19 protein-coding genes are annotated in these 24,682 nt (G+C 64.1%); 3 read left to right on the top strand and 16 right to left on the bottom strand.

The features are described 5' to 3' along the window. Positions 1-5 precede the first annotated feature (5 nt). The 9 genes from bamA to rpsB form a co-directional block, all read right to left on the bottom strand. The gene (gene bamA, locus AC1RTA_RS01635) at positions 6-2,297 is read right to left on the bottom strand and encodes an outer membrane protein assembly factor BamA (RefSeq protein ID WP_492783796.1); all 2,292 of its coding nucleotides are present in this window, start codon (positions 2,295-2,297) and stop codon (positions 6-8) included. Between the two features lie 2 nt (positions 2,298-2,299). After that, positions 2,300-3,700 carry an RIP metalloprotease RseP gene (gene rseP, locus AC1RTA_RS01630; protein WP_492783795.1) on the bottom strand — a complete coding sequence of 467 codons (1,401 nt, stop codon included), beginning with the start codon at positions 3,698-3,700 and terminating at the stop codon, positions 2,300-2,302. After that, complete coding sequence (gene ispC, locus AC1RTA_RS01625; protein ID WP_492783794.1) at positions 3,697-4,881, bottom strand: 1-deoxy-D-xylulose-5-phosphate reductoisomerase; 1,185 nt, start codon at positions 4,879-4,881, stop codon at positions 3,697-3,699. Before ispC ends, rseP begins: the two co-directional genes overlap by 4 nt. A 28-nt stretch (positions 4,882-4,909) precedes the next feature. Next, positions 4,910-5,743, bottom strand: coding sequence for a phosphatidate cytidylyltransferase (locus tag AC1RTA_RS01620; RefSeq protein WP_152089147.1), 834 nt, complete (start codon positions 5,741-5,743; stop codon positions 4,910-4,912). After that, the gene (gene uppS, locus AC1RTA_RS01615) at positions 5,736-6,509 is read right to left on the bottom strand and encodes a polyprenyl diphosphate synthase (RefSeq protein ID WP_205230386.1); all 774 of its coding nucleotides are present in this window, start codon (positions 6,507-6,509) and stop codon (positions 5,736-5,738) included. Before uppS ends, AC1RTA_RS01620 begins: the two co-directional genes overlap by 8 nt. Before the next feature lie 33 nt (positions 6,510-6,542). After that, on the bottom strand, positions 6,543-7,100 hold the full coding sequence (gene frr / locus AC1RTA_RS01610; protein ID WP_014237722.1) for a ribosome recycling factor: 558 nt from the start codon (positions 7,098-7,100) through the stop codon (positions 6,543-6,545). A 12-nt stretch (positions 7,101-7,112) separates the two neighbouring features. Beyond that, the gene (gene pyrH / locus AC1RTA_RS01605) at positions 7,113-7,841 is read right to left on the bottom strand and encodes a UMP kinase (protein WP_130458553.1); all 729 of its coding nucleotides are present in this window, start codon (positions 7,839-7,841) and stop codon (positions 7,113-7,115) included. 21 nt (positions 7,842-7,862) lie between these two features. Beyond that, complete coding sequence (gene tsf / locus AC1RTA_RS01600) at positions 7,863-8,759, bottom strand: translation elongation factor Ts (RefSeq protein ID WP_014237724.1); 897 nt, start codon at positions 8,757-8,759, stop codon at positions 7,863-7,865. A 104-nt stretch (positions 8,760-8,863) separates the two neighbouring features. Beyond that, the gene (rpsB, locus tag AC1RTA_RS01595) at positions 8,864-9,613 is read right to left on the bottom strand and encodes a 30S ribosomal protein S2 (protein ID WP_014237725.1); all 750 of its coding nucleotides are present in this window, start codon (positions 9,611-9,613) and stop codon (positions 8,864-8,866) included. Positions 9,614-9,939: 326 nt separating this feature from the next. Between rpsB and map the strand changes: the two genes are divergently transcribed. Together map and AC1RTA_RS01585 are read left to right on the top strand one after the other, a co-directional pair. Continuing rightward, positions 9,940-10,737: a type I methionyl aminopeptidase gene (map, locus tag AC1RTA_RS01590; RefSeq protein WP_014237726.1), complete on the top strand. Its 798-nt coding sequence runs from the start codon at positions 9,940-9,942 to the stop codon at positions 10,735-10,737. Positions 10,738-10,742: 5 nt separating this feature from the next. Then, the gene (locus AC1RTA_RS01585) at positions 10,743-13,334 is read left to right on the top strand and encodes a [protein-PII] uridylyltransferase (RefSeq protein WP_492783793.1); all 2,592 of its coding nucleotides are present in this window, start codon (positions 10,743-10,745) and stop codon (positions 13,332-13,334) included. Positions 13,335-13,391: 57 nt separating this feature from the next. On the opposite strand, the gene def is transcribed toward AC1RTA_RS01585, so the two are convergent. From def to smc, 7 genes are read right to left on the bottom strand one after another with little or no spacing between them, the layout of a single operon-like run. Continuing rightward, positions 13,392-13,940 carry a peptide deformylase gene (gene def / locus AC1RTA_RS01580; protein WP_152089142.1) on the bottom strand — a complete coding sequence of 183 codons (549 nt, stop codon included), beginning with the start codon at positions 13,938-13,940 and terminating at the stop codon, positions 13,392-13,394. Positions 13,941-13,942: 2 nt separating this feature from the next. Then, positions 13,943-14,695 (bottom strand): S-methyl-5'-thioinosine phosphorylase, encoded by a 753-nt coding sequence (locus tag AC1RTA_RS01575; RefSeq protein ID WP_014237729.1) that lies wholly within the window; start codon positions 14,693-14,695, stop codon positions 13,943-13,945. A 51-nt stretch (positions 14,696-14,746) separates the two neighbouring features. Then, positions 14,747-15,295, bottom strand: a complete 549-nt coding sequence (locus tag AC1RTA_RS01570; RefSeq protein WP_014237730.1) for a hypoxanthine-guanine phosphoribosyltransferase — start codon at positions 15,293-15,295, stop codon at positions 14,747-14,749. A 13-nt stretch (positions 15,296-15,308) separates the two neighbouring features. Further along, the gene (gene galU / locus AC1RTA_RS01565) at positions 15,309-16,175 is read right to left on the bottom strand and encodes a UTP--glucose-1-phosphate uridylyltransferase GalU (protein ID WP_014237731.1); all 867 of its coding nucleotides are present in this window, start codon (positions 16,173-16,175) and stop codon (positions 15,309-15,311) included. Beyond that, positions 16,159-18,549, bottom strand: coding sequence for an NAD-dependent DNA ligase LigA (gene ligA, locus AC1RTA_RS01560; RefSeq protein WP_492783792.1), 2,391 nt, complete (start codon positions 18,547-18,549; stop codon positions 16,159-16,161). The genes galU and ligA overlap by 17 nt, the downstream gene beginning before the upstream one ends. Next, the gene (locus AC1RTA_RS01555) at positions 18,549-19,982 is read right to left on the bottom strand and encodes a cell division protein ZipA C-terminal FtsZ-binding domain-containing protein (protein ID WP_492783791.1); all 1,434 of its coding nucleotides are present in this window, start codon (positions 19,980-19,982) and stop codon (positions 18,549-18,551) included. The genes ligA and AC1RTA_RS01555 overlap by 1 nt, the downstream gene beginning before the upstream one ends. A gap of 22 nt (positions 19,983-20,004) precedes the next feature. After that, positions 20,005-23,514 (bottom strand): chromosome segregation protein SMC, encoded by a 3,510-nt coding sequence (gene smc, locus AC1RTA_RS01550; protein ID WP_492783790.1) that lies wholly within the window; start codon positions 23,512-23,514, stop codon positions 20,005-20,007. A 448-nt stretch (positions 23,515-23,962) separates the two neighbouring features. On the opposite strand from smc, the gene AC1RTA_RS01545 reads away from it, so the two are divergent. Then, a complete protein-coding gene (locus tag AC1RTA_RS01545; protein WP_014237735.1) occupies positions 23,963-24,661 on the top strand; it encodes a YecA/YgfB family protein in 699 nt (232 codons plus the stop codon). Positions 24,662-24,682: the final 21 nt, after the last annotated feature.

The following is a 24,682-nucleotide window of genomic DNA, read 5'->3' as shown; positions in this document are numbered from 1 at the left end:
CCTGATTAAAAATTAGTACCCATAGTAAATTGGAAGGCTTGTGTTTTGTCACCTTCTTTATCATTCAGCGGCTGCGCGATACTAAACTTAAGCGGTCCCATTGGTGAAGTCCAAGCAACAGACAAACCAGTCGAGTAACGTAAATCAGCCATGCTAATCTTTGAATAACGCCCTAAATCATCCTTTCTACCAAAAACTTGGCCTGCGTCAACAAACCATCCCAGACGCAAAGTTTTATCCATACCAATTCCTGGTAGCGGGAATAGCAATTCGGCATTCATCACAACTCGCTTGTTACCACCAATTGCTTCGCCATTTTGCTGAGGACCTAGGCTAGCAACGTCATATCCGCGTACTGAAGTTACACCACCGGCGTAATAGCTGCGATAAAACGGCAATGCTTTTCCACCGATGCCATTACCTACACCAAGCTCACCGTTTAGCATAAGGACCAAATCCTTAGTAAGAGGAATGTAGCGTTGGTGCTGAAAATTGGTGCGGTAAAATTTTAAACTACCTGCAGGCGCTATTTCCCCACCGACCCGCGTTACCGATCCTTGGGTGGGATAAATTGCACTGTCTCGAGCATCCTGCCCCCAACCAAGATTAGCAGTTGCAGAAGTATTAGAATTTCCAAATTCAGAAACAAAATCTTTATAAATCTGACGGCTATCATCAAACGTACTAATGTCTGTCTTGTCGATGGCAACACCAAAACTGACACTTTCTTTCTCCGCTATCGGAATACCCCAACGCAAGCCTCCGCCAATAGAGGAAGTTTTGTAACTTTTCGCATAGCTAGTGCTTGTTGGGTCATAGGTTTTTTTGTAAATATCAAAACCCTGGCTAATGCCATCGACAGTAAAATATGGGTCAGTATATGAGAAAGAGTAAGTTTCTCGAGACTTTGCAGTGTTTACCGAGATCGACACTGACTTCCCGCTGCCAAAAAGATTATTCTGAGCAATAGAACCAGATAAAATAACACCATCTGAACTGGAAAAGCCGGCCCCTAGCATCAGACTGCCAGTAGGCTTCTCAGTCACATTCATATTTACGTCAATTTGATCACTAGTCCCCGGAACAGGAGGCGTATCAAGAGTAACGTCTGAAAAATATGCCAATTTATCGACGCGTTGCTTCGACAACTGAATCTTTTCAGAGTCGTACCACCCCCCTTCCATCTGCCGCATCTCTTGGCGAATCACTTCGTCACGAGTTCGAGTGTTGCCACCTATATTGATACGGCGAACATAAACTCGTTTTCCAGGATCGACGAAAATGGTAAATGCTACTTGCCTCTTTTCTTTATTGATTTCTGGAGCAGAGTTAACGTTAGCAAAAGCGTATCCTTCCTTCCCTAATCGGTCAGAAATGGCTTTCTGAGTTTCATTCAGCTTTTCTCGAGAAAAAATGTCACCAGCTTTTACCTTGACCAATTGACGCAATTCGCTTTCAGGCGCAACCAAATCACCTGCAAGCTTGAGTGACGCCACAGTATAACGCTCTCCCTCAGATATACTTACGGTAATATATATATCTTTTTTATCAGGACTAATTGAAACCTGAGTGGACTCTACATTAAACTCAAGATATCCACGATTTTGATAAAATGACTTTAAATTCTCGATATCCGCAGAAAGTTTTTGCTTGGAGTATTGGTCATTTTTTGTGTACCACGTAAGCCATCCAGGAGTTTGCAACTGAAATAGCTCCAGCAGCTCCTTTTCCTTAAAGGCTTGATTTCCAACTATATTTATCTGCCGAATTTTGGCAGCATCGCCCTCGTCAATTGCAAAGTTGATTGCAACACGGTTTCTCTCCAAGGGAGTAACAGTTGTTTTTATCTCAACGGAGTACTTGCCTCTAGAGAGGTACTGGCGCTTTAACTCCTGCTCAGCCTTTTCCAACAAGGATCGATCAAAGGTACGAGATTCAGCAAGACCAATTTCCTTTAAACCTTTTTTCAACTGGTCTTTATCAAAATCTTTCAAACCAATAAAATCGATTTGGGAAATGGCTGGGCGCTCTTCAAGCACCAAAACCAAGACATCACCATCAATTTCAATTCGGACGTCTTTGAAAAAGCCGGTGGCGAACAGGGCCTTGATGGCCTGAGCAGCACGCTCGTCATTCAGGGTGTCGCCAACTCGGACCGGCAGGTAGCTGAATACGGTACCGGCTTCGGTACGCTGAATGCCTTCAACACGGATATCTTTGACCACAAACGGGTCGAAGGCTTGGGCAGCAGAAGCGAAAAGCGCCGCAACAGCCCCTGCCAACAGGTTTTTGTTCATATTCAGCCGGAAATCAATCGGTTGATGTCGTTGTAGAAGGCAAACGCCATGAGCAACAAAAGCAGCGCCAGCCCGATTTGTTGACCAATCTCCATGAACCGCTCCGAGACTGGTCCTCGCTTGATAATCTCAATCATATGATACATCAAATGCCCGCCATCCAGCACCGGCACGGGGAGCAGATTGAGGATGCCCAGACTGATGCTGACCAGGGCCAAAAACTTGAGGTAGTAGTCGATGCCCATGCGAGCCGATTGCCCCGCGTAATCGGCGATGGTGACCGGACCGCTAAGATTGCGCCAGGACACCTCTCCCGTCAGCATCTTGCCCATCATCACCAGGCTGAAGGAGGATTTTTCCCAGGTTTCCTCGACCGCCTTGGACAAGGCGGTCAGCACATCGTAGCGCACCGTGACCGTCAACTCGTCGCGGCTGGGACCCGCATCGCGCACGCCGACGCCGATGCGCCCGATCCTGGCGCCGCGATCCCCATAGCCTTCCGGCACGACACTGATTTCCAGCCGGGCATCGTCGCGAAGAATGCTCAGGCGCAGAGGCTGGTCCGGCGTATTGCGGATTTTCTGCACCACATCCGACCAGAATTCGATGGCCACACCATCCACCGCCAGCACCCGATCACCACTCAGGAGCCCCGCGGCCTCCGCCGGACTGCCGGGCGTCACCTTGCCGAACACCGGCGCCAGCTGGGGCCGGAAAAAATTCACCCCCAGGAGCCCCAGCGGGTCCCCCTCGTAACCCTGCTCCCTCAAGGGTGCCAGGTTGAGGCGCCGGAATACGATTTGCTGACGGGCGTCCTGGACTTCGATACTCACATAGCCGGGATCGGGCTCTCCACCTTCGGCACCAGCGGACTTATTGACGCTGGACTGCAGCAGTTCCCAGCGGAAATCCTGCCAGGTCTGCACCGGCCGGCCATCCACCCGGACCACCACTTCGCCGTTTTGAATACCCGCCTCGGCGGCCGCGGAGGCGGCCGGTGGCGCACCCAGGATGGGGCGCAGTTCTTCGGTGCCGCTGTAGAAAAGCCCCCAGTAAACCAGGACCGCCAGCAACAGGTTGGCCAGGGGGCCCGCCGCCACAATGGCCATGCGCTTGCCCACCGGCTGCACATTGAAGGCCCGGTGCAGTTCCTGGGCCGCCACGGGAGCCTCCCGCTCGTCGAGCATCTTGACGTAGCCGCCCAGCGGGAAGGCACCGACGGCCCATTCGGTACGGTCCGCCCCGGAGAACAGCGAAAAAATTGGCCGTCCAAAACCGATGGAAAAGCGCAGGACCTTCACGCCGCAAAGCCGGGCGACCCAATAATGTCCCAGTTCGTGCACCACGATCAGGATACCGAGGACGACGGCGAATGCCGCCAGGTAGAAAAGGAAGTTGCTCACCGCAGCGATTCCCGGGCCAACAGTTCCCTGGCCTTGGCACGGGCCTGGGCATCCGCGCCCATCACGTCGTCAAGACTGCCCACGGCGACCGCGGGAATGGCATCGAGGGTCGCCTCAATGACGCGGGGAATAGCGGTAAAGCCGATGGTACCGGCCAAGAATGCCTCCACTGCCACTTCGTTGGCTGCGTTGAGCAGGGCCGGGGCACTGCCCTCCTCCGCCAGAGCCCGATAGGCCAGGGAGAGGCAGGGGAAACGCCGGTTGTCGGGCTCCTGGAAATCCAGCCGGCCAACCTGGAACAGGTCGAGAGGGCCGACCCCGGACTCGATGCGCTCGGGAAAGGCCAGTGCATGGGCAATCGGAGTGCGCATGTCCGGGTTGCCCAGTTCAGCCAGCACCGAGCCATCCACATACTCCACCAGGGAATGGATGACGCTCTGGGGATGGATCACCACCTGGATCTTGTCGGCGGCCACGTTGAACAGATAGTGGGCCTCGATCACCTCCAGGCCCTTGTTCATCATGGAAGCCGAATCCACTGAAATCTTGCGCCCCATGACCCAGTTGGGATGGGCGCAGGCCTGATCCGGCGTGACCGATTCGAGACTCTCTGCCGTGGCGTTGCGGAACGGCCCGCCGGAGGCGGTGAGCAGAATCCGACGCACCCCATTTCTTGACAAATTACTTGAGAAATTAATCGGAAGTGATTGAAAAATAGCGTTATGTTCACTATCGATAGGCAGCAACGTGGCGCCATGCCGGGCCACTGCAGCCATGAATACCGGCCCGGCCATGACCAGGGCTTCCTTGTTGGCCAGCAGCACTTTCTTGCCGCAACGGACCGCGGCCAGGGTAGGGGCCAGACCGGCCGCACCGACGATGGCGGCCATGACCGCATCCACCTCCGCCAGCTCCGCCATCTGGCACAAGGCCTGGGGACCGTGCAGCACCTCGATGGAGAGCCCCGCCAGCCGGCCCCTCAAATCGTGGGCCAGAGCCTCGGTACCGACCACGGCATAAGATGGCAGGAATTCCCGGCATTGTTCCGCCAGCTTGTCCACCTGCCGGTGGGCACACAGAGCCACCACCCGGTAGCGCTGGGGATGGCGGCGGACGACGTCCAGAGTGCTGACGCCGATGGAACCGGTGGAACCTAGGATGGTGAGACGCTGGGGCTGCATGGGGAGTCCGGCAAAAAATACGGAAGGATCAGAGAACGAGCCAGAGCAGGGTCACCAAAGGCAGGGTCGAAGTGAGACTGTCGATGCGATCCAGAATGCCGCCATGGCCGGGCAACAGTTGGCTGCTGTCCTTGATGCCGGCCTGGCGCTTGAGCAGGGACTCGAACAGGTCGCCGATGATGCTGACAGCGGTCAGCACCAGCAGGGTGGGAATCAGGAGCAGCACAGGCAAGATCACCGCGGAACCGGCAAGGAAATAGACCGCCAGACCGTAGATCAGGACGCCGGCTACGGCGCCATAGGCCCCCTCCCAGGTCTTTCCCGGGCTGATCTGGGGCGCCAGCTTGCGGCGGCCGAAGGCCCGGCCGGTGAAGTAGGCTGCAATATCAGCGATCCAGACCAGAGCCATGATGCCGAGCAGGGCCCAAGGACCCAGGTGACGCAGCAGGACCAGGGCCAGCCAGGTGGGCAAGAGCACCACGGCGCCGGTCAGCAGGCCGAACGCTGTCCCCGACAAGGGAAAGCGCCGCACCAGCCACAAGGGCACCAGCAGGGTCCAGAAACCCAGGGCCGGCAGCAGGAACCACCAGGCCAGGGACAGGGCGGCGCCCTTGTCGAGGCTGCCGGAGAGACCGAGCGCCTCCGGCTGGGCAAGCATCAAGGTGGTACAAGGGACACCAAGGAGCAAGGCCACCGCGATCCGCTGGATGCCGACCAGACGCATCAGGCCGCCCCACTCCCAGGCCGCCAGCATGGCGACAACGGTGGCCAGCAGGGTCCAGCCCAGGGGCGAAAGCAGGAACAAGGCGGCCAGGAAACCGATCAGCAGGAAAATGGCGGTGATGACCCGGGCCTTAAGCATGGGAGTTCCCCTTGGTGTCGGTGGCGAGCTGCTCGCTGGTACGGCCGAAGCGGCGCTCCCGCTGCTGGTAGGAAGCAATGGCAGCCTCCAGGGCGGCCGTATCGAATTCGGGCCAGAGGGTATCGGTGAAATAGAACTCCGAGTAGGCCAGCTGCCAGAGCAGGAAATTGCTGATGCGCTGCTCCCCCCCGGTGCGGATGAACAGATCCGGCTCCGGGGCATAGGCCATGGCCAGGAAAGGCGCCAGGTCCTCTTCCTGCCACTGTCCGAGCTTGTCGGGACAGGCCTGGGCCAGACGGTTGGCCGCCTGCAGGATGTCCCAACGACCGCCGTAGTTGGCGGCAATGGTCAGGGTCAGGCGCTCGTTGCCGGCAGTGCGCTCCTCGCCCTGGCGGATGAGTTGCTGCAAGGCGGGATCGAAACGGGACAGGTCGCCCACGATGCGCAGGCGTACACCGTTGCTGTGCAGCCGTTCCACCTCCTGCTGCAGCGCCTTGACGAACAACTGCATGAGCAGGCTGACTTCATCCTGGGGACGGCGCCAGTTCTCGGAACTGAAGGCGAACAGGGTCAGGTATTCCACCCCTTTTTCCAGGCAAGCCCGCACCATGTCCCGGACAGACTCGACGCCTTTGGTGTGACCGGCAAAACGGGGGAGGAAACGCTTTTTGGCCCACCGGCCATTGCCATCCATGATGATGGCAATGTGCCGGGGCACCGCTGCCGCCCGGGGGATATCCCGGGTGGAGCTTTTGAAAATGGACATCCGGTGAAATCTCCCGGAAGGGGAAGATGGCGGTCAGACCGCCATCAGCTCGGCTTCCTTCTGGGCGACGAGCTTGTCCACTTCGGCAATGTATTTGTCGGTGAGCTTCTGGATGTCGTCCTGGGTACGACGCTCGTCGTCCTCGGAAATCTCCTTGGACTTGACGCCTTCCTTCAGGCTGTTGTTTGCATCCCGGCGCAGGTTGCGCACGGCCACCTTGGCATTCTCGCCTTCGCCCTTGACCACCTTGGTCAGGTCGCGGCGGCGCTCTTCGGTCAGGGGAGGCATCGGCACGCGGATCAGGTCGCCCTGGGTGGCCGGATTGAGGCCCAGATCGGAATCGCGGATGGCCTTTTCAATCTTGGCGCCCATGCCCTTTTCCCAGGGCTGCACGCCGATGGTGCGGGCGTCCACCAGGGTGATGTTGGCCACCTGGTTAACCGGCACCATGCTGCCGTAGTAATCCACCTGCACGTGATCCAGCAGGCCGGTATGGGCACGGCCGGTGCGGACCTTGGCGAGGTCGTTCTTCAAGGCCTCGATGGACTTCTGCATCTTGGCTTCGGTGTTCTTCTTGACTTCGGAAATCATGGTCTGTTCCCCTCAGCAGTAGACCAGCGTGCCTTCCGCTTCACCCAGCACCACCCGCTTCAGGGCGCCGCTCTTGAAGATGGAAAACACGTTGATCGGCAGTTTCTGGTCGCGGCACAGCGCGAATGCGGTGGCATCCATGACCGCCAGATTGCGGGCGATGGCTTCGTCGAAACTGATCTTGTCGTAACGGGTGGCGGACGGGTCCTTCTTCGGGTCGGCAGTGTAGATGCCGTCCACCTTGGTCGCCTTGAGCACGATCTGGGCGCCGATTTCGGCACCGCGCAGGGCGGCGGCGGTATCGGTGGTGAAGAAGGGGTTGCCGGTGCCGGCAGCGAAAATGACGATGCGGCCCTGTTCCAGATAGCGGATGGCCTTGCCCCGGATGTAGGGTTCCACCACCTGCTCGATATCCAGGGCGGACTGGACCCGGCTGTTGAGGCCGGCCATGCGCATGGCGTCCTGCAGGGCCAGACCGTTCATGACGGTGGCCAGCATGCCCATGTAGTCGGCAGTAGCCCGGTCCATGCCGGTGGCGGCAGGCGCAACACCGCGGAAGATGTTGCCGCCGCCGATGACCACGCCGATTTCCACCCCCAGTTCAGCCACTTCCTTGATCTCGGCGACAATCTCGGAGATCGTCTGGCGATTGATGCCGTAGGCATCGGAGCCCATCAGGGCCTCGCCGCTGAGTTTGAGGAGAATACGCTTGTAGGCCGGCTGGGGAGTGGTATCGGGCATGGGCATCCTTAGATTGCTAGATTACTTCTGGGCAGCAGCGGCAGCCTGGGCAGCCACTTCAGCAGCGAAGTCGGTGACCTTCTTCTCGATGCCTTCGCCCACGATGAACAGGGTGAAAGCGGCCACGGAGGCACCCTTGGCCTTCAGCAGCTGTTCGATGGTCTGCTTGCCGTCTTCAGCCTTGACGAAGACCTGGGCCAGCAGGGTCACTTCCTTCAGGAACTTCTGCACGGTGCCGTCGGCAATCTTTTCCAGCATGGCTTCGGGCTTGTTGTCGGCACGGGCCTTTTCGATGGCGACGCGACGCTCGGTGTCGATCAGTTCCTGGGAAACGCCGGAAGCATCCAGAGCCTTGGGCTTGGAAGCGGCGATGTGCATGGCGATGTCCTTGGCCAGCTGTTCGTCACCGCCCACCAGGTCCAGCAGCACGCCGATCTTGGCGCCGCCGTGGATGTAGGAGGCCAGCTTGCCCTGGGCTTCCACGCGCACGAAGCGGCGGAAGGACATGTTTTCACCGATTTTGCCGACCAGGGCGGCACGGATGGATTCCAGGCTCTGACCACCCACTTCCAGGGCGGAGAGGGCTTCCACGTCGGCCGGGTTCTTGGTGGCCACCAGTTCGGCGGCGTTCTTCACCAGTTCCAGGAAGTCGTCGTTCTTGGCCACGAAGTCGGTTTCGCAGTTCACTTCGACGATGGCGCCCAGCTTGGCGTCAGCGGAAATGTAGATGCCGACCACGCCTTCGGCGGTCACGCGGGCAGCGGCCTTGGTAGCCTTGTTGCCCAGCTTGACGCGCAGGATTTCCTCGGCCTTGCCCATGTCGCCGTCGGCTTCGGTCAGGGCCTTCTTGCATTCCATCATCGGCGCATCGGTCTTTGCGCGCAGTTCAGCCACCATGCTTGCGGTAATTGCCGCCATATTTTTTCTCCGGTTGCTACTGGAAGGGCGCCACGCAGGCGCCCTTCCGGATTTACATAAACGAATCAGAAACGCCGCTCGGAAGCGGCGTCGGAAGGGACCGATTACTCGGCAGCTTCTTCCACTTCAACGAACTCGTCGTCGCCGCCGGTGGCAGCCACGATTTCCTGCAGGGACATGCTGCGGCCTTCCAGGATGGCATCGGCCACGCCACGGGCGTACAGGCGGATGGCGCGGGAGGAGTCGTCGTTGCCGGGGATCACGTAATCCACGCCTTCGGGGGAGTGGTTGGTATCAACCACGGCGATCACGGGGATGCCCAGCTTGTTGGCTTCGGTGATGGCGATCTTGTGGTAGCCCACGTCCACCACGAACAGGGCGTCGGGCAGGCCGGCCATGTTCTTGATGCCGCCGATGGACTTCTGCAGCTTTTCCAGTTCGCGCTTCTGCATCAGGGCTTCCTTCTTGCCCAGACGCTCGATGGAGCCGTCCTCGACGGACTGTTCCATGTCCTGCAGACGCTTGATGGACTGCTTGACGGTCTTGAAGTTGGTCAGCATGCCGCCCAGCCAGCGCTGGTCAACATAGGGGGTGCCGGCGCGCTGGGCTTCTTCGGCGATGATCTCGCGAGCCTGGCGCTTGGTGCCGACGAACATGATGGTGCCCTTGTTGGCGGCCAGCTTCTTCACGAAGGCCATGGCTTCGTTGTACTTGGCCAGGGTCTTTTCCAGGTTGACGATGTGAATCTTGTTGCGGGCACCGAAGATGTACTGAGCCATCTTCGGGTTCCAGAAACGGGTTTGGTGGCCGAAGTGAACACCGGCTTCCAGCATCTGACGCATAGTTGCGGACATATAAAACTCCTCAAGGGTTGAACCGCCATCCGCCGCATTACAGCTTTAAAAGCCACTACTGCCACCCGCAAAGCGGGCACCCTAGATAGAGGCGGATGTGAGTAATTTGCCCGGAACCGGACCACCCGGTTCCATGACATGCAGGCCTGGCAAAACAGTTTCGCCAGCCCCGTCTTCCCGGTTTCGATGGACCGAAGCCGAAAAGCCGCAGGATTTTAGCATTTCATCGCTTTTTACTCAAGGCGAACCTCCGGCCGCCAAAATTGCCTAAGGGTGGCGCCTTCTATATCCTTCGCCCTTCAACCCGCATCAGACAAAGAGCCGCAATGAGCGTCATCATCAAAACCGCCGACGAAATCGAAAAAATGCGTATCGCCTGCCGCCTGGCGGCGGAAGTGCTCGACCACGTCACCCCCTATGTGAAGCCCGGCGTCACCACCGGCGAACTGGACCGCATCTGCCACGACTACATGGTCAATGTGCAGGGCTGCATCCCCGCCCCCCTCAACTACGCCCCGCCGGGCTACACGCCCTACCCCAAGTCCATCTGCACCTCCATCAACCACCAAGTGTGCCATGGCATCCCGGGGGAAAAGCCGCTGAAGAACGGCGACATCGTCAACCTGGACATCACTGTCATCAAGGACGGCTTCCACGGCGACACCAGCCGCATGTTCGTGGTCGGCGAAGGCTCCATCCTGGCCAAGCGCCTGTGCGAGATCACCCACGACTGCATGTGGATCGGCATCAACCAGATCAAGCCCGGCGCCCACCTGGGCGACATCGGCGCCGCCATCCAGAAATATGCGGAAAATGCCGGTTTTTCCGTGGTCCGGGAATTCTGCGGCCACGGCATCGGCCGCAAGTTCCACGAAGACCCCCAGGTCCTGCACTACGGCAAGGCCGGCACCGGCATCGAACTGAAGCCCGGCATGATCTTCACCGTGGAACCCATGATCAACGCCGGCAAGGCCGCCATCAAGGAAATGGGCGACGGCTGGACCATCGTCACCAAGGACCGCAGCCTTTCCGCCCAGTGGGAACACACCATCCTGGTCACCGAAACCGGCTACGAAGCCCTGACCGTCTCCGCCGGCAGCCGCCCCAAACCCGACTGGATCTGAAGCCCATGCCCAGCAGCGCCCCCGCTCCCCATCCCCTGGCCCATTACAAAGCCATGCTGCAGGAAGGGCAGCAGGCGCTGAAGTCGGACTACCAGTCCCAAGGCGACGCCGCTGCCCTGCTGCGGCAACGCTGCAGCAACATCGACAAACTGCTGGTGCAAATCTGGCAGGACCAGCAGTTCCCCTCCTCCCTGGCCCTGGTGGCCGTGGGCGGCTACGGCCGCGGCGAGCTGTATCCGGCCTCCGACATCGACCTGCTGCTGCTGTTGCCGGAGGAGCCCGACGAGGCCCTGAAGGGCAAGCTGGAACAGCTGGTGGGCCTGTTCTGGGACATCGGTCTGGAAATCGGCCACAGTGTCCGCACCCTGGAAGAATGCCTGCAGGAAGCTGCCGGCGACATCACGGTGCAGACGGCCCTCATCGAAGCCCGCCTGCTGAGCGGCGACCAGGCCCTCTTCAGCCGCTTCCAGCAGGGACTGGCGGCCACCCTGGACCCCCAGACCTTCTTCAAGGCCAAGAAGCTGGAGCAGGATGAGCGCTACATCCGTTTCCATGAAACCCCCTACGCCCTGGAGCCCAACCTCAAGGAAAGCCCGGGCGGCCTGCGGGACCTCCAGGTGGTGCTGTGGGTGGCCCAGGCGGCCGGCCTGGGCCGAACCTGGCAGGATCTGGAACGGGGCGGTTTCATCACCGCCGAGGAAACCCAGGCCCTGATCGAGGCCCAGGGCCTGCTGGAGACCCTGCGGGTCAGGCTGCACCTGCTCACCGGCCGGCGCGAGGACCGGCTGCTGTTCGACGTGCAGACGCCCATGGCGGCGGACATGGGCATCGAAGCCACGCCCACCCGCCGCTCCAGCGAACAGCTGATGCAGCGTTACTACCGCAATGCCAAGCTGGTGACCCAGCTCAACATCATCCTCATGCAGAACATCGGGGCCGCCATCTTCCCGGCCCAGGAACGGGCCCCCGAAGCCATCGACGCCGATTTCCAGAAGGCCAACGGCCTGCTCGACGTCAGCGACGAAGAAGTCTTCCAGCGCCGTCCCGGCGCCCTGCTGGAAGCCTTTCTCCTGCTGCAACAGAACCCGGACCTGAAGGGCATGACCGCCCGCACCCTGCGCGCCCTGTGGCGGGCCCGCCTGCTCATCAACGACGAATTCCGCGCCGATCCGGCCAACCGGGCCTGCTTCCTCAAGCTTTTCCAGCAGAAGCAGGGCATCGTCCACGAATTCCGCCGCATGAACCAGTACGGCATCCTGGGCCGTTACATCCCGGCCTTCGGCGCCGTGGTGGGCCAGATGCAGCACGACCTGTTCCATGCCTACACGGTGGACCAGCACATCCTCCAGGTGATGCGCAACATGCGCCGCTTCACCATGGAGGAATTCGCCCACGAATACCCCCTCTGCTCCCGCCTGGTGGCCGGCTTCGACCGCCCCTGGCTGCTCTACATCGCCACCCTGTTCCACGACATCGCCAAGGGCCGGGGCGGCGACCACTCCAGCCTGGGCATGGCCGACGCCCGCGCCTTCTGTGAAAACCACGGCCTGGCGCCGGAAGACACGGAGCTGGTGGAATGGCTGGTGGGCCAGCACCTGGTCATGTCCCAGGTGGCCCAGAAGGAGGACATCACCGATCCCGAAGTGGTGGCCGCCTTTGCCGCCCGGGTCAGGGACGAACGCCATCTCACCGCCCTCTACCTGCTCACCGTGGCCGACATCCGGGGCACCAGCCCCAAGGTGTGGAACGCCTGGAAGGGCAAGCTGCTGGAGGACCTCTACGGCATGACCCTGCGCCTGCTGGAAAAGGGCGTCACGCCCGAACCCCACGGCGTCATCGAGGAGCGCCAGGAGGAGGCCCTGCGCCTGCTGCGCTACTTCGCCCTCTCCGACACGGTGCACCAGGGCCTGTGGAAGCAGCTGGACACGGTCTATTTCCTGCGCCACTCGGCCGAGGAAATCGCCTGGCACACCCGCTGCCTGCACTACCGCATCCACCACGACGAGCCCCTGGTGAAGGCCCGCCTGCGCCAGATCCAGGACTGCAGCGAGGCCACCGAGACCCTGCAGGTGATGGTCTACACCCGGGATCAGCCGGACCTCTTCGCCCGCCTCTGCGGCTTCTTCGGCCGCGCCGGCTTCAACATCGTCGATGCCAAGATCCACACCACCCGCCACGGCTACGCCCTGGACAGCTTCATCCTGCTCGATGTCTCCAACCGGGAGATTCCTCGGGAAATGGCCAGCTATGTGGAACACGAACTGACCGAGGCCCTGCTCCACCCGGGGCCGCCGGAGGCACCGCCCACCGGCCGCCTGTCCCGCCAGGTGCGGCACTTCCCCATCGCGCCCCAGGTCAGCCTGCTGCCCGACGACCGGGGCCACTGCGTCCTCTCCATCGTCGCCGCCGACCGTCCCGGCCTGCTCTTTTCCGTTGCCCAGACCCTGGCCCGACACGGCGCCGGGCTGCAGACGGCGAAAATCGCCACCCTGGGCGAACGGGCCGAGGACACCTTCCTCGTTTCCGGCGGCGACCTGGACCAGAGCAGCAAGCGCATCCGTCTGGAAACGGAATTGCTGGAAATGCTGCAGGTCTAGGGCAGAATCCAGGCGGTGGACTGCGCCAAGAAAAAAGGAGGCCGAGGCCTCCTTTTTTTAATCCTCCGCCCCCGTGCCGGGGCCCTCGGGAAACAACTCCTCGATGAAGCCGAAGCGGGAAAAGTCCCGGATGCGGGCCGGATAGAGCAGGCCGTCCAGATGGTCACACTCGTGCTGCACCACCCGGGCGTGGAAACCTTCCACCACCCGCTCCAGGGGCTCTCCCCCGGGGGTGAAGCCGCTATAGCGCAGGCGCTTCCAGCGGGGCACCCAGCCGCGCATGCCGGGCAGGGAGAGACAGCCTTCCCAGCCCTCTTCCTCCTCGCTGCCGAGGGGCTCCAGCTGCGGATTGAGCAGCACCGTGAAGGGAATGGCCGGAGCCTCCGGATAGCGCTCGCTGCTGTCGAAGCCGAACACCACCAGGCGCAGGTCCACGCCGATCTGGGGTGCCGCCAGGCCGACGCCGCCCTCCGCCACCATGGTCGCTTCCATGTCCGCAATCAGGGCGGCCAGGGCCGGAGTGCCGAACTCGGTGATTTCCCGGGCCCGCTGCCGCAGCACCGGATGGCCCATGCGCAGGACGGGACGGGCGACGCCGGCGGCCATGGTCAGTCCCGGGCGCCGTGGTTGGCGACCAGCTGCTCGATGATGCCCCGCACCCGCCCCATGGCGTTCTGCAGCACGTCCTCGATGGACTCGAAGTGGATGCCGTCCCGGCTCTCGCCGCGGCCGGCGGCGTAGTTGGCCACCACGTTGATGGCGGCATAGGGCAGATCCAGCTCCCGGGCCAGCACCGCTTCGGGCATGCCGGTCATGCCCACCAGGTCGGCACCGTCCCGCTCCATGCGGTTGATTTCGGCGGCCGTCTCCAGGCGCGGCCCCTGGGTGGCAGCATAGACGCCGCCCATGCGCACCTCCTCGCCGATCATGGAGGCGGCGGTGAGAATCTGGTTGCGCAGCAGCTCGTCGTAGGGATGGGTGAAATCCACATGGGTCACGGTGCAGCCGTCGCCTTCGTGGAAGGTGGAACGGCGGCCCCAGGTGTAGTCGATGATCTGGTGCGGCACGACGATGTCGCCGGGAGCCAGGTCGCCGCGGATGCCGCCGACGGAAGCCACGGAGACGATGGCCGTGGCCTTCTTCGACCACAGAGCCCACAGGTTGGCGCGGTAATTCACCTCATGGGGCGGAATGGTGTGGCCGTAGCCGTGGCGGGCGACGAACATGGCGGGCTGGCCGCAGATATTGCCGAAGGTGACGGGCCCGGAGGGCTCGCCGTAGGGGGTGCGGACGATTTCCCGGTGGGAAATATCCAGGTTGGCCAGCTGGGTCAGGCCACTGCCGCCGATGATTGCAAGCATTGCGGGAAAACTCCGAAGATTGGCCGGTGGCGGCGAAGGCCGCCGCCGGGATTACTCGTCCTTGAGGGCGTAGATGGCCGGCAGGTTGCGCCAGGCGCCGTAGGCATCCATGCCGTAGCCGAAGACGAAGCGGTCGGGCACCTTGAGGGCCGCGAAATCGGCGGTCACGGGCTTATTCTTGCCGTTTTCCTTGTCCGTCGCCACCGCCAGATAGACGGCCTTGGCCCCCTGGTGCAGCAGGCGGTCCTTGATGGCCGCCAGGGTCACGCCTTCGTCCAGGATGTCGTCCACCACCAGCACGGTGCGGTCCTTGACGCTGGTCCAGGGCGCGGCGCGCCAGGACAGGGCGCCGCCGGCCGTATCCTGGCCGTAGCGGGTGGCATGCAGGTAGTCGAAGTCCGCCGGGAACGGCAGGCGGGCCATCAACTGGCCGGCAAAGACCACGCCGCCGGTCATGACGCAGAGGATCAGGGGATTGCTCTCCCCCAGGCGGGCGGTGATTTCCGCAGCCACCCGGTCCACGGCGGCGGACACGGTTTCGGCGGAATGGACCAATTCTCCCCGGGCCAGCAGGGCCAGGGCTTCTTCACGGGTAGCCATGGGCTGCTCCTTCTTATTTCAGGGAATCGAGATAGGCGCCGAAGGCGGCCCCCACTTCGGGATGGCGCCGGCCCAGGTCCACCGTGGCCTGCAGATAGCCCAGCTTGGAGCCGCAGTCGTAGCGGGTGCCGGCATAACGGTAGGCCAGCACCTGCTCTTCCGAGAGCAGGGAGGCGATGCCGTCGGTGAGTTGGATTTCGCCGCCGGAGCCTTTGCCGATGCGCTCCAGGTGGTGGAAGATGCGCGGCGTCAGGATGTAGCGCCCGACCACCGCCAGGGTGGAAGGAGCCTCCTCGGGCTTGGGCTTCTCGACGATGGCGGCGATCTGCTCCAGGCGCTCGGCCACCGGCTTGGCGTCCACGATGCCGTAGCTCTTGGTGTCGGCCCGGGGCACGTCCTGCACCCCCAGCACGGAGCAATGGTAGTAGTCGTAGGTGTCCACCATCTGCTTCATCACCGGCGTCTCGCCGTCCAGCAAGTCGTCGGCCAGGATCACGGCGAAGGGCTCGTCCTGCACCACCGGCGCCGCGCACAGCACGGCATGGCCCAGGCCCAGGGCCTCGGGCTGGCGGATGTAGATGCAGTTCATGGACTTGGGCAGCATGTCCTGCACGAACTTGAGCATTTCGGTCTTGCCCCGCTCGGCCAGTTCTTTCTCCAGTTCGTAGGCCTTGTCGAAATGGTCCTCGATGGCCCTCTTGCTGCGGCCGGTGACGAAGATCATGTCGGTGATGCCGGCGGCACAGGCCTCTTCCACCGCGTACTGGATCAGGGGCTTGTCCACGATGGGCAGCATTTCCTTGGGACTGGCCTTGGTCGCCGGCAGGAAGCGGGTTCCCAGGCCGGCCACGGGAAAGACGGCCTTACGCACTTTTTTCATTGGATTTTTCCTCATTCAGCAGATTCAGGAGGGCCGTCTCGTCGAGCACGGGCACCCCCAGTTTCAAGGCATTTTCCAGCTTGGAGCCGGCTTCCTCGCCGGCCACCACATAATCGGTCTTCTTCGACACCGAGCCGCTGACCTTGCCGCCCTGGGCCTCGATGCGGGCCTTGGCCTCGTCCCGCTTCAGGGTCGGCAGGGTGCCGGTGAGGACGAAGGTCATGCCCGCCAGGGGCCGGGGCCCCAGGGCCTGGGCCGGCAGGGCTGCCAGCAGTTCCCGCCGCAGGACCGCCAGGGCCGTCAGGCGGGCGCGGTTGCCCTCCTCCTCCAGCCAGGCCAGCACCGCGGTCGCCACCTCGGCGGGCAGGGCCGCCAGTTCCAGGCAGCCGGGTGCCAGGGCAGCCAGTCCCTCGCCTTCAGGCACCAGGTCGGCCAGCTGGCGCGCCCGCACCGGCGTCAGGCGGGGAATGCCGAGGGCTGCGTAGAGTTCGCTCCAGCCCAGGCGGCCGCCCAGCTCGGGGCTGGGGGCATGTTCGTCGGCCGGCGCCACACCGGCCGCCAGCAGGGCATCCACGGCGGCGGCATTGTGGGGTTCGGCGAAAAAGTCGGCAATGGCCGTGGCCACGGTGGCGCCGATATCCGGCAGGGCCGCCAGCAGGGGCGCCGGAGCCCGGCGCACCACGGCCAGGGAGCCGAGCCAGTCGGCCAGGGTCTTGGCCGTGGATTCGCCGACGTGGCGAATGCCCAGGGCGAACAGCAGCCGGGCCAGGGGCGGCGTCTTGCTGGCGGCGATGCCGGCCAGCAGGTTCTCCGCCCAGCGGGTGGCGATCTGGCCCTGCTTCACCGTCTCCGGCGTGACGCCATCCCGCTCGTCGGCGAGGCGCTTCATTTCCAGCAGGTCGGCCAGGGTCAGGCGGTAGAGGTCGGCGACGCCGTGGATCAGGTCGAACTCCACCAGCCGTTCCACATAGCGCTCCCCCAGGCCCTCGATGTCCATCATGCGGCGCCCGGCGAAGTGCAGAATGGCCTGGATGCGCTGGGCCCGGCAGGCGAAGCCGCCGGAACAGCGGGCCACGGCCTCGCCCTCCTCCTTCACCACATGGGAGCCGCACACCGGGCAGCTGCGGGGCATCTGGAAGGGCGTGGCGCCGGCGGGACGGCGCTCGGCCACCACCCCCACCACTTCGGGGATGACGTCGCCGGCCCGGCGCACGATGACTGTGTCGCCGATGCAGAGCCCGCCCTTGCGGGCCATTTCGTCCTCGTTGTGCAGGGTGGCGTTGGTCACCGTGACGCCGCCGACGAAGACCGGCTGCAGCCGGGCCACGGGAGTCAGGGCGCCGGTGCGGCCGACCTGGATGTCGATGGCCTCGACCACGGTCAGGGCCTCCTGGGCCGGATACTTGTGGGCCACGGCCCAGCGCGGTTCCCGGGAGCGGAAGCCGAGGCGGGCCTGCAGTTCCAGGGAATTGACCTTGTACACCACGCCGTCGATGTCGAAGGGCAGGCTGTCCCGCAGGGCGCCCATGCGCCGGTGGAAATCGGCCAGGCCCGCGGCGCCCCGCACCACGTCCCGGTGCTGGCACACGGGCAGGCCGAAGGCGGCCAGGGCGTCGAGCAGGCCGGCATGGGTGGCGGGCAGCGTCCATCCGGAGACGGCGCCGATGCCGTAGGCGAAGAAATTGAGGGGGCGGCTGGCGGCGATAGCCGGGTCCAGCTGGCGGATGCTGCCGGCGGCGCCGTTGCGCGGATTGACCAGGGTCTTGTCGCCCCGGGCCAGGGCCTTTTCGTTGTAGCGGGCCAGGTCGTCCCGGCGCATGTACACCTCGCCCCGCACTTCCAGCAGGGGCGGCAGGCTTGCCGCCGGGCCCTGCAGGCGCAGGGGGATGGAGCGCACGGTGCGCAGGTTCTGGGTGACGTCCTCGCCGCTGGCGCCGTCGCCCCGGGTGGCCCCCTGGACGAGCACGCCGTGCTCGTAGCGCAGGCTCACCGCCAGGCCGTCGAACTTCAGCTCGGCGGCGTATTCCACCGGCGCCGCGCCCTCCTCCAGCTCCAGTTCCTTGCGCACCCGGGCGTCGAAATTGAAGGCGCCGCGGGGCTCCGTATCCGTCTCGGTCTGGATGGAGAGCATGGGCACCGCATGGCTGACGCTGGGGAAGCTGTCCAGGGGCTTGCCGCCCACCCGCTGGGTCGGCGAATCGGCGCTGAGCAGCTCGGGATACTCGGCTTCGAGGGCCTGCAGTTCCCGGAACAGGCGGTCGTATTCCGCATCCGGGACCGTCGGCGCATCGAGCACGTAATAGGCGTGGTTGTGGCTTTCCAGCTCGGCCCGCAGGGCCGCGGCCCGGGCCCGGGCGACTTCCCCCACCGGCATCAGGCGAACAGGCGCAGGGAGAGGGAACCGCCGGCCACCAGGCCGCGCTGGGCCATGGCGCCCTGGTACTGGGCCACCTGCTTGCGGATGGGCTCCAGCAGGGCCTCGGTCAGGGGCTGACGGTTGTCGTCCACCACCACCCCGTGCAGGGAATCGGCGAAGCGGCGGGCCAGGTCGCCCATCTGGTTGAAGACCCGGTCGCCGTTGGGCACCCGGGGCACATCCAGGAGGAAGGTCAGGCCGTGGCAGGAGAGGGTCTTCATGGCCTCGGCGGTGAAGGGCTGCTGGCTCTGGTGGCTGAGGGTGTACAGCACCCGGCCGTCGTCGTCGCGGCGGACGAAGGCACCGTCGGCTTCCAGCACCATGCCGGCGGCTTCGGCCAGGGCGCGGATCTTGGTGCCGGGGAAGAGCTGGCCCACGGCCACCACGTTGATGCCGATCTGGATATCCACGTCGGCGCAGAAGCGGTCCAGTTCGTAGGCGTCTTCCAGGGCCGACTTGCGGGTCGGCAGATCGGCCACGGCCATGAACTCCTCGGCCAGCTGGCGCATGGCGGTGTGAAAAATGGACAGCTCGGCGTCGGAAATGGCGCCGCGGCGGTCCGCCAACTGCACGCCGATGCGCAGGCGGCGGTATTCCTGGGGACTGTTCTCGTCCATCACTTCCCACTCGCCGCTGCCTTCGTTGAGGCCGACCCAGGTGACCCGCTTGCCGATGCGCAGCAGGGCTTCCCGCTGGGACTGCATGAACTGGCCGGCGGGAATGAAATCCACGGTTTCCAGGGCCACGATGTAGTCGGCGGCCGGAGAGAGCAGGAAGGTGGGCAGGGCCGGCGCCATCAGGGTGCGGGGGGCCTCGGCTTCGCCCGGGGCCGGCATCTCGCTGGCGGGTGCCCGCGCAGCCACGGCCGGCGCGGCTTCCCGCAGGGGCATGGCGATCGGGTCGATGGACAGAGCACCCTGGGCCTGTGTCGCGGCGAAGGCAGGCGCAGCGGGCTTCACCGCCAGGGCAGGCTCGGCATCGAAGTCCAGGGCGGATTGGGGCGTGGCCTTGGCGGCGGTCCGGGGTGCTTCGGCGGCATAAACGGGCTCGGCCGCCGGGGCCGGTTCGTCGTCGAAGCTGAACACCGGTTCCTGGCGCGCGGCCGGGGCCGGCTCCGCCTCTGCCTCGAACACCGGCTCCTTGCGCTGGGCCAGCTGGGGCGCGCGGATGATCTCGCCGTTTTCATCGCGCTGGATGAGGACGGCGTATTCCTCCTCGCCCTCTTCCTCCACGGCATCCTCCTCGCCGTCGAGCAGCACGTCCTCGTCGCTGGGACGCAGCATCTGCTCGGCCACCTGGCGGTGCTTGCGCTCCTGCCACTTGTTGTAGGCCAGCACGCCAACCACGGCGACGCCGCCGAAAGCCAACAGGCCAATGTGCAATTCGGTCATGGCTTTTCCTTTTCCATCGGGGTCATGCGGCCACCTGTTCGCGCATGCGCAGGGCCTCGGCGATATCCACCTCGACGATCCGGGACACCCCGGATTCCTGCATGGTCACGCCCACCAGTTGCTGGGCCATTTCCATGGCGATCTTGTTGTGGCTGATGAACAAAAACTGGGTATTGGCAGACATGCGCTTGACCATCTCGGCAAAGCGCTCGGTATTGGAATCGTCCAGGGGCGCATCCACTTCGTCGAGCAGACAGAAGGGCGCCGGGTTGAGCTGGAACATGGCGAACACCAGGGCGATGGCAGTGAGGGCCTTCTCGCCGCCGGAGAGCAGATGGATGGTGGCGTTCTTCTTACCCGGGGGCTGGGCGGTGATCTGCACGCCGGCATCGAGGATCTCGTCGCCGGTCATCACCAGCCGGGCCTCGCCGCCGCCGAAGAGAGTCGGGAACAGTTCGCCGAAGTGCCGGTTCACCGTGTCGTAGGTGGCCTGCAGCAGGTCCCGGGTTTCCTTGTCGATGCGGCGGATGGCGTTTTCCAGGGTTTCCATGGCGGTGTTCAGGTCTTCCGCCTGGTCGTCGAGGAACTGCTTGCGCTGGGTCGCCGATTCCAGTTCCTCCAGGGCCGCCAGGTTCACCGCCCCCAGTTCCAGGATGGCCTTCTGCAGGCTGCCGATGGAGCTTTGCAGGCTGCTGGCCTTGGTGCCGGCGAAGGCCTGGGCCTGTTCCGCCAGGACTTCCTCGTTGGCGCCGGCTTCCAGCAGCTGGGCGGTGAGCTGTTCCACATTGAGGGCCGCCGCCTGTTCCTTGAGGCGCAGTTCGCCGACCCGGTCGCGCATGGGATTGAGGCCCTGCTCGATCTTCAGGCGCTGCTCTTCCAGCTGGCGCAGGGCCTGGGTGGCGTTTTCCATGGCCTCCCGCTGGGCCGCCAGGGCCTGCTCGCGCAACACGCGCTGTTCCAGGGCTTCCTGCAGCTTGGGTTCGAGAATCTCGACCTGGAGGTTTTCCCGGGTCTGGCGGCACTGGGCCAGGTCGTCGGCGATGCGCTGCAGCTGGCGCTGGGACATGACCCGGTTGTTGGCCACTTCGGCCAGCTTGCCTTCGGCCTCGCGCAGGGAGAACTGGGCTTCCCGGTGTTCCCGCTCCACGTTGGCCAGGGCTTCCCGTTCCTCGCGCAGGGCCCGGTCCGCCTCTTCCAGGCGGGCCCGCACGCCGGCGAAGCGGGCATGGAGGGCGTCCAGGTTTTCCCGCTGCTGGGCGATGGCCTCGTCGGCGATGAAGAGGCGCTCCTGCTCCACTTCCTCTTCCGCCGCCAGTTCGGCCGCGGCCTGTTCGATCTGGGCGTGGCGCTCCCGGATGCGCTCGAGAATCTGGTTCTGCCGCATCACTTCCATCTGCAGGGTGTGGATGCGGTCCTGCTGTTCCTGGGTGCGGCGGCGCAGGTTCTGGCTGTCGCTCTGGCCGGCGGCGATGCGTTCTTCCACTTCGGCCAGGCGGGCCTGGGCGGTTTCCACCGCCAGCTGCTTGTCGTCCAGGGCGGCGGCGAGGGCCTCGATTTCCCGCTGGCGTTCCAGCAGGCCGTGTTCGGCCGAGTCGGGGGCGAACAGGGTCAGGCTGTGGCGGCTCAGCAGATGGCCTTCCCGGGTCACCAGCAGCTGGCCGGAGGCCAGGCTGGCGCGCCGCTGCAGGGCCGCCTCCATACTGTCCACGCAATCGATGCCGTGCAGCCAGTCGGCCAGGACGCCGGCCAGGGCCGGCTCATGGCAGCGGATGCGGCCCAGCAGGCCGCCGGCCGGGGCTTCGGCGGCGCCGGAGAGGAGCAGGGTCAGCTTGCCCGCCGGCTTGTCGTCCACCAGGGCGGCCAGGGCCGCCGGGTCTTCCAGGGAAACGGCGTTGAGGCGTTCGCGCAGCACGGCTTCCACCGCGTCTTCCCAGCCCGCGTCCACTTCCAGGCGCTTCCACAGGGGGGTGCGGCTTTCCAGGCCGTGACGGCGCAGCCATTCACCCACCTTGCCGCCGGACTGGACCCGCTCCTGCAACTGTTCCAGGGCGGCGCGGCGGGCGCGCACGTCGGCCACATCCTTCACGGCCGCCTGCACTTCCTCCAGCAATTCGCGGCGACGGGCCTCGAGCTGGGGCAGTTCGCCCTGGGCGGCGCCCAGCTTGTCCTGCAGGACAATCAGGCGCTCCTGCTGTTCGGCAAGTTCCTCGGTCTTCAGGTCCAGCTCGCTGGTATCCGGATCGGCCAGGCTTTCCCGCTCCTGCTCCATGCGATCGCGGCGCTGGGCGATGCTCTGCAGGGTGCGCTCGGCATGGCTGCGGTGGGTCTGTTCCACCTGCAGGGCCTGCTCCACCTTGGCCATCTCGGCCCGCTGCTGGTTGAGGGCCTCCTGGGCCGCCGCCTGGGCCTCCTCGGCCATGGGCAGGCGCTCCTGGCGGGCCTCCAGCTTCATCTGGGCCTGTTCCTGGCGGCCTTCGGCCACCAGTTGCAGTTCGCGCCAGCGTTCCTCGTCCATGTCCAGGCGCTCGGCCTGTTCCTGCCAGTGCTGCTGCTCGCCTTCCAACTGGGCCAGGCGGGATTCCAGCTGCACGCCGGATTCGCGCTGGTGGCGGATTTCCGTTTCCAGCCGGGCCACGTCTGCATTGACAGCGAAGAGGTCGCTCTGGGCCTGGTGCACGCCGTCGCTGGCGGCGAAATGGGCTTCCCGGGAGGCTTCCAGCTGGGCCTCGATGTCGCGCAGGGCGGCGGTCTGGCCTTCCAGATCGGTACCGGCCCGCTCGATTTCCATGGCGAAGCGCTGCTGCTCGGCCTTGGCCTCGTTGCGCCGCAGCACCCACAGCACCTGCTGCTTCAGGGTCAGTTCGTCGTTCAGCTGGTGGTACTGGCGGGCCACGGCGGCCTGGGCTTCCAGGCGCTCCATCTGGCCGGCCAGCTCGAGACGGATGTCCTCCACCCGCAGCAGGTTTTCCCGGGTGTCGGCCAGGCGACCTTCGGTTTCCTTCCGCCGTTCCTTGTAGCGGGTGACGCCGGCTGCCTCTTCCAGGAACACCCGCAGCTCGTCGGGCTTGGCCTCGATGATGCGGGAGATCATGCCCTGGCCGATGATGGCGTAGGCCCGGGGACCCAGGCCGGTGCCCAGGAACAGGTCGGTGATGTCCTTGCGGCGGACCTTGATGTTGTTGATCAGGTAGTCGGACTGGCCGGAACGGGTCAGCACCCGCTTCACCGACAGTTCGGCGTACTGGCTCCACTGGCCCATGGCCCGGCCCAGGGAATTGTCGAAGATCAGCTCGACGGAGGCCCGGGACACCGGCTTGCGATTGGAGGAGCCGTTGAAGATGACGTCCTGCATGGACTCGCCGCGCAGCTCCGAGGCCTTGGACTCCCCCAGCACCCAGCGCACCGCGTCCATGATGTTGGACTTGCCGCAGCCGTTGGGGCCGACGACGCCCACCAGCTGCCCCGGCAGGGCCACCATGGTGGGATCGACAAAGGATTTGAAGCCGGCAAGTTTGAGCTTGGTCAGGCGCATCGGCGGGTCAGTCAGGCGGCGGGTCGGCCGGAGGAGAAAACTTGGTTTTTCCCCCGAAAAGCCCGGATCGCGTTTCTCGTTAATCCAAATGAAACGAAAAGGGCGCCAGAAAAGACTGCGGGCGCCCCGGAATCCACATACATGGGCGCGTATAATAGCATTTTGCCTGTGGCGGACGAACTACCCCGCCATCATGCCCCGGTCCTTTTTCACCGGCAGAAACCGGGACCGGGCCGGGCAGCAGCAAAAACTGGCCGTCCGCCGACAGTTTCATTCAGGCAACGGCAGTGCGGCGCCCCGCCTGAAGCGCCTCGGCGTGGCAGGCGACATGTCCGGTTTTCCGCCCTGCCGCACAACACCGCCGCCGGCGGACCAGCCCCGGCCAAGGCCCCACACGACCGATTTGTTGCACCCGGATTCCACTGAAATCAAACCCTGAGACCTCACCATGACCACCACTCCCCCCACCCCGCTCAACGATGCCGACCTGGACCGTCTGGAAGTCCTGCTGGACGACCCGGCCCTGGAAGACACCCTGCGCCTGGACGAAATCCAGGGCTACCTCTGCGCCACCCTGGGCGGCCCGGTGCCGGTGCCCGAAGAAGAATGGCTGGCCGAGGTCCTGGGCAGCGACGAAGCCGCCGCCAGCCCCGCCGGCCAGGAACTGACCGGCCTGCTGCGCCGCTTTGCCGCCGGCCAGGCCGAGCTGCTCAACTCTGGCGAGCCCCCCGTGCTGCTGCTCTACGGCCAGGAGGAAGGGGACGACGCCCCCAGCGATTTCGCCCCCTGGTGTTCCGCCTACCTGCTGGGCGTGGATGCGGCGCCGGAAGACTGGTTCGACGCCATCGCCGACGAAGAGGAACTGGAATGGCTGGACGAGCGCCTGTTCCCCTTCATGGTGCTGACCGGCGAAGCCGAGGCCGCCGCCAAGGAGCACGGCGAGGAATGGCCCGACGGCAAGGAAAAGGCCGACATGGAAAAGCAGTGCCAGGACGATCTGCCCCTGGCCGTGGCCGAAATCCACCGCTTCTGGCTGGCCAAGCGCAACCCGGCCACCCAGCGCCGCGACGGCGACAAGGTGGGCCGCAACGATCCCTGCCCCTGCGGCAGCGGCAAGAAGTACAAGCAGTGCTGCGGCAAGGAATAAGCCTCAGCTGAAGCCCTGCCC

This window comes from Azospira sp. MPR-E4 (assembly GCF_058809645.1).
The sequence above is the reverse complement of the archived record's forward strand: the minus strand, read 5'-3'. Positions and strand labels throughout refer to the sequence as shown.

Excerpts from the sequence above, each read along its gene's own strand:
- bamA (WP_492783796.1), bottom strand. The coding sequence starts at position 2,297 with ATGAACAAAAACCTGTTGGCAGGGGCTGTTGCGGCGCTTTTCGCTTCT.
- ispC (WP_492783794.1), bottom strand. The coding sequence starts at position 4,881 with ATGCAGCCCCAGCGTCTCACCATCCTAGGTTCCACCGGTTCCATCGGC.
- AC1RTA_RS01620 (WP_152089147.1), bottom strand. The coding sequence starts at position 5,743 with ATGCTTAAGGCCCGGGTCATCACCGCCATTTTCCTGCTGATCGGTTTC.
- uppS (WP_205230386.1), bottom strand. The coding sequence starts at position 6,509 with ATGTCCATTTTCAAAAGCTCCACCCGGGATATCCCCCGGGCGGCAGCG.
- frr (WP_014237722.1), bottom strand. The coding sequence starts at position 7,100 with ATGATTTCCGAAGTCAAGAAGAACACCGAAGCCAAGATGCAGAAGTCC.
- pyrH (WP_130458553.1), bottom strand. The coding sequence starts at position 7,841 with ATGCCCGATACCACTCCCCAGCCGGCCTACAAGCGTATTCTCCTCAAA.
- tsf (WP_014237724.1), bottom strand. The coding sequence starts at position 8,759 with ATGGCGGCAATTACCGCAAGCATGGTGGCTGAACTGCGCGCAAAGACC.
- rpsB (WP_014237725.1), bottom strand. The coding sequence starts at position 9,613 with ATGTCCGCAACTATGCGTCAGATGCTGGAAGCCGGTGTTCACTTCGGC.
- map (WP_014237726.1), top strand. The coding sequence starts at position 9,940 with ATGAGCGTCATCATCAAAACCGCCGACGAAATCGAAAAAATGCGTATC.
- AC1RTA_RS01585 (WP_492783793.1), top strand. The coding sequence starts at position 10,743 with ATGCCCAGCAGCGCCCCCGCTCCCCATCCCCTGGCCCATTACAAAGCC.
- def (WP_152089142.1), bottom strand. The coding sequence starts at position 13,940 with ATGGCCGCCGGCGTCGCCCGTCCCGTCCTGCGCATGGGCCATCCGGTG.
- AC1RTA_RS01575 (WP_014237729.1), bottom strand. The coding sequence starts at position 14,695 with ATGCTTGCAATCATCGGCGGCAGTGGCCTGACCCAGCTGGCCAACCTG.
- AC1RTA_RS01570 (WP_014237730.1), bottom strand. The coding sequence starts at position 15,295 with ATGGCTACCCGTGAAGAAGCCCTGGCCCTGCTGGCCCGGGGAGAATTG.
- galU (WP_014237731.1), bottom strand. The coding sequence starts at position 16,175 with ATGAAAAAAGTGCGTAAGGCCGTCTTTCCCGTGGCCGGCCTGGGAACC.
- ligA (WP_492783792.1), bottom strand. The coding sequence starts at position 18,549 with ATGCCGGTGGGGGAAGTCGCCCGGGCCCGGGCCGCGGCCCTGCGGGCC.
- AC1RTA_RS01555 (WP_492783791.1), bottom strand. The coding sequence starts at position 19,982 with ATGACCGAATTGCACATTGGCCTGTTGGCTTTCGGCGGCGTCGCCGTG.
- smc (WP_492783790.1), bottom strand. The coding sequence starts at position 23,514 with ATGCGCCTGACCAAGCTCAAACTTGCCGGCTTCAAATCCTTTGTCGAT.
- AC1RTA_RS01545 (WP_014237735.1), top strand. The coding sequence starts at position 23,963 with ATGACCACCACTCCCCCCACCCCGCTCAACGATGCCGACCTGGACCGT.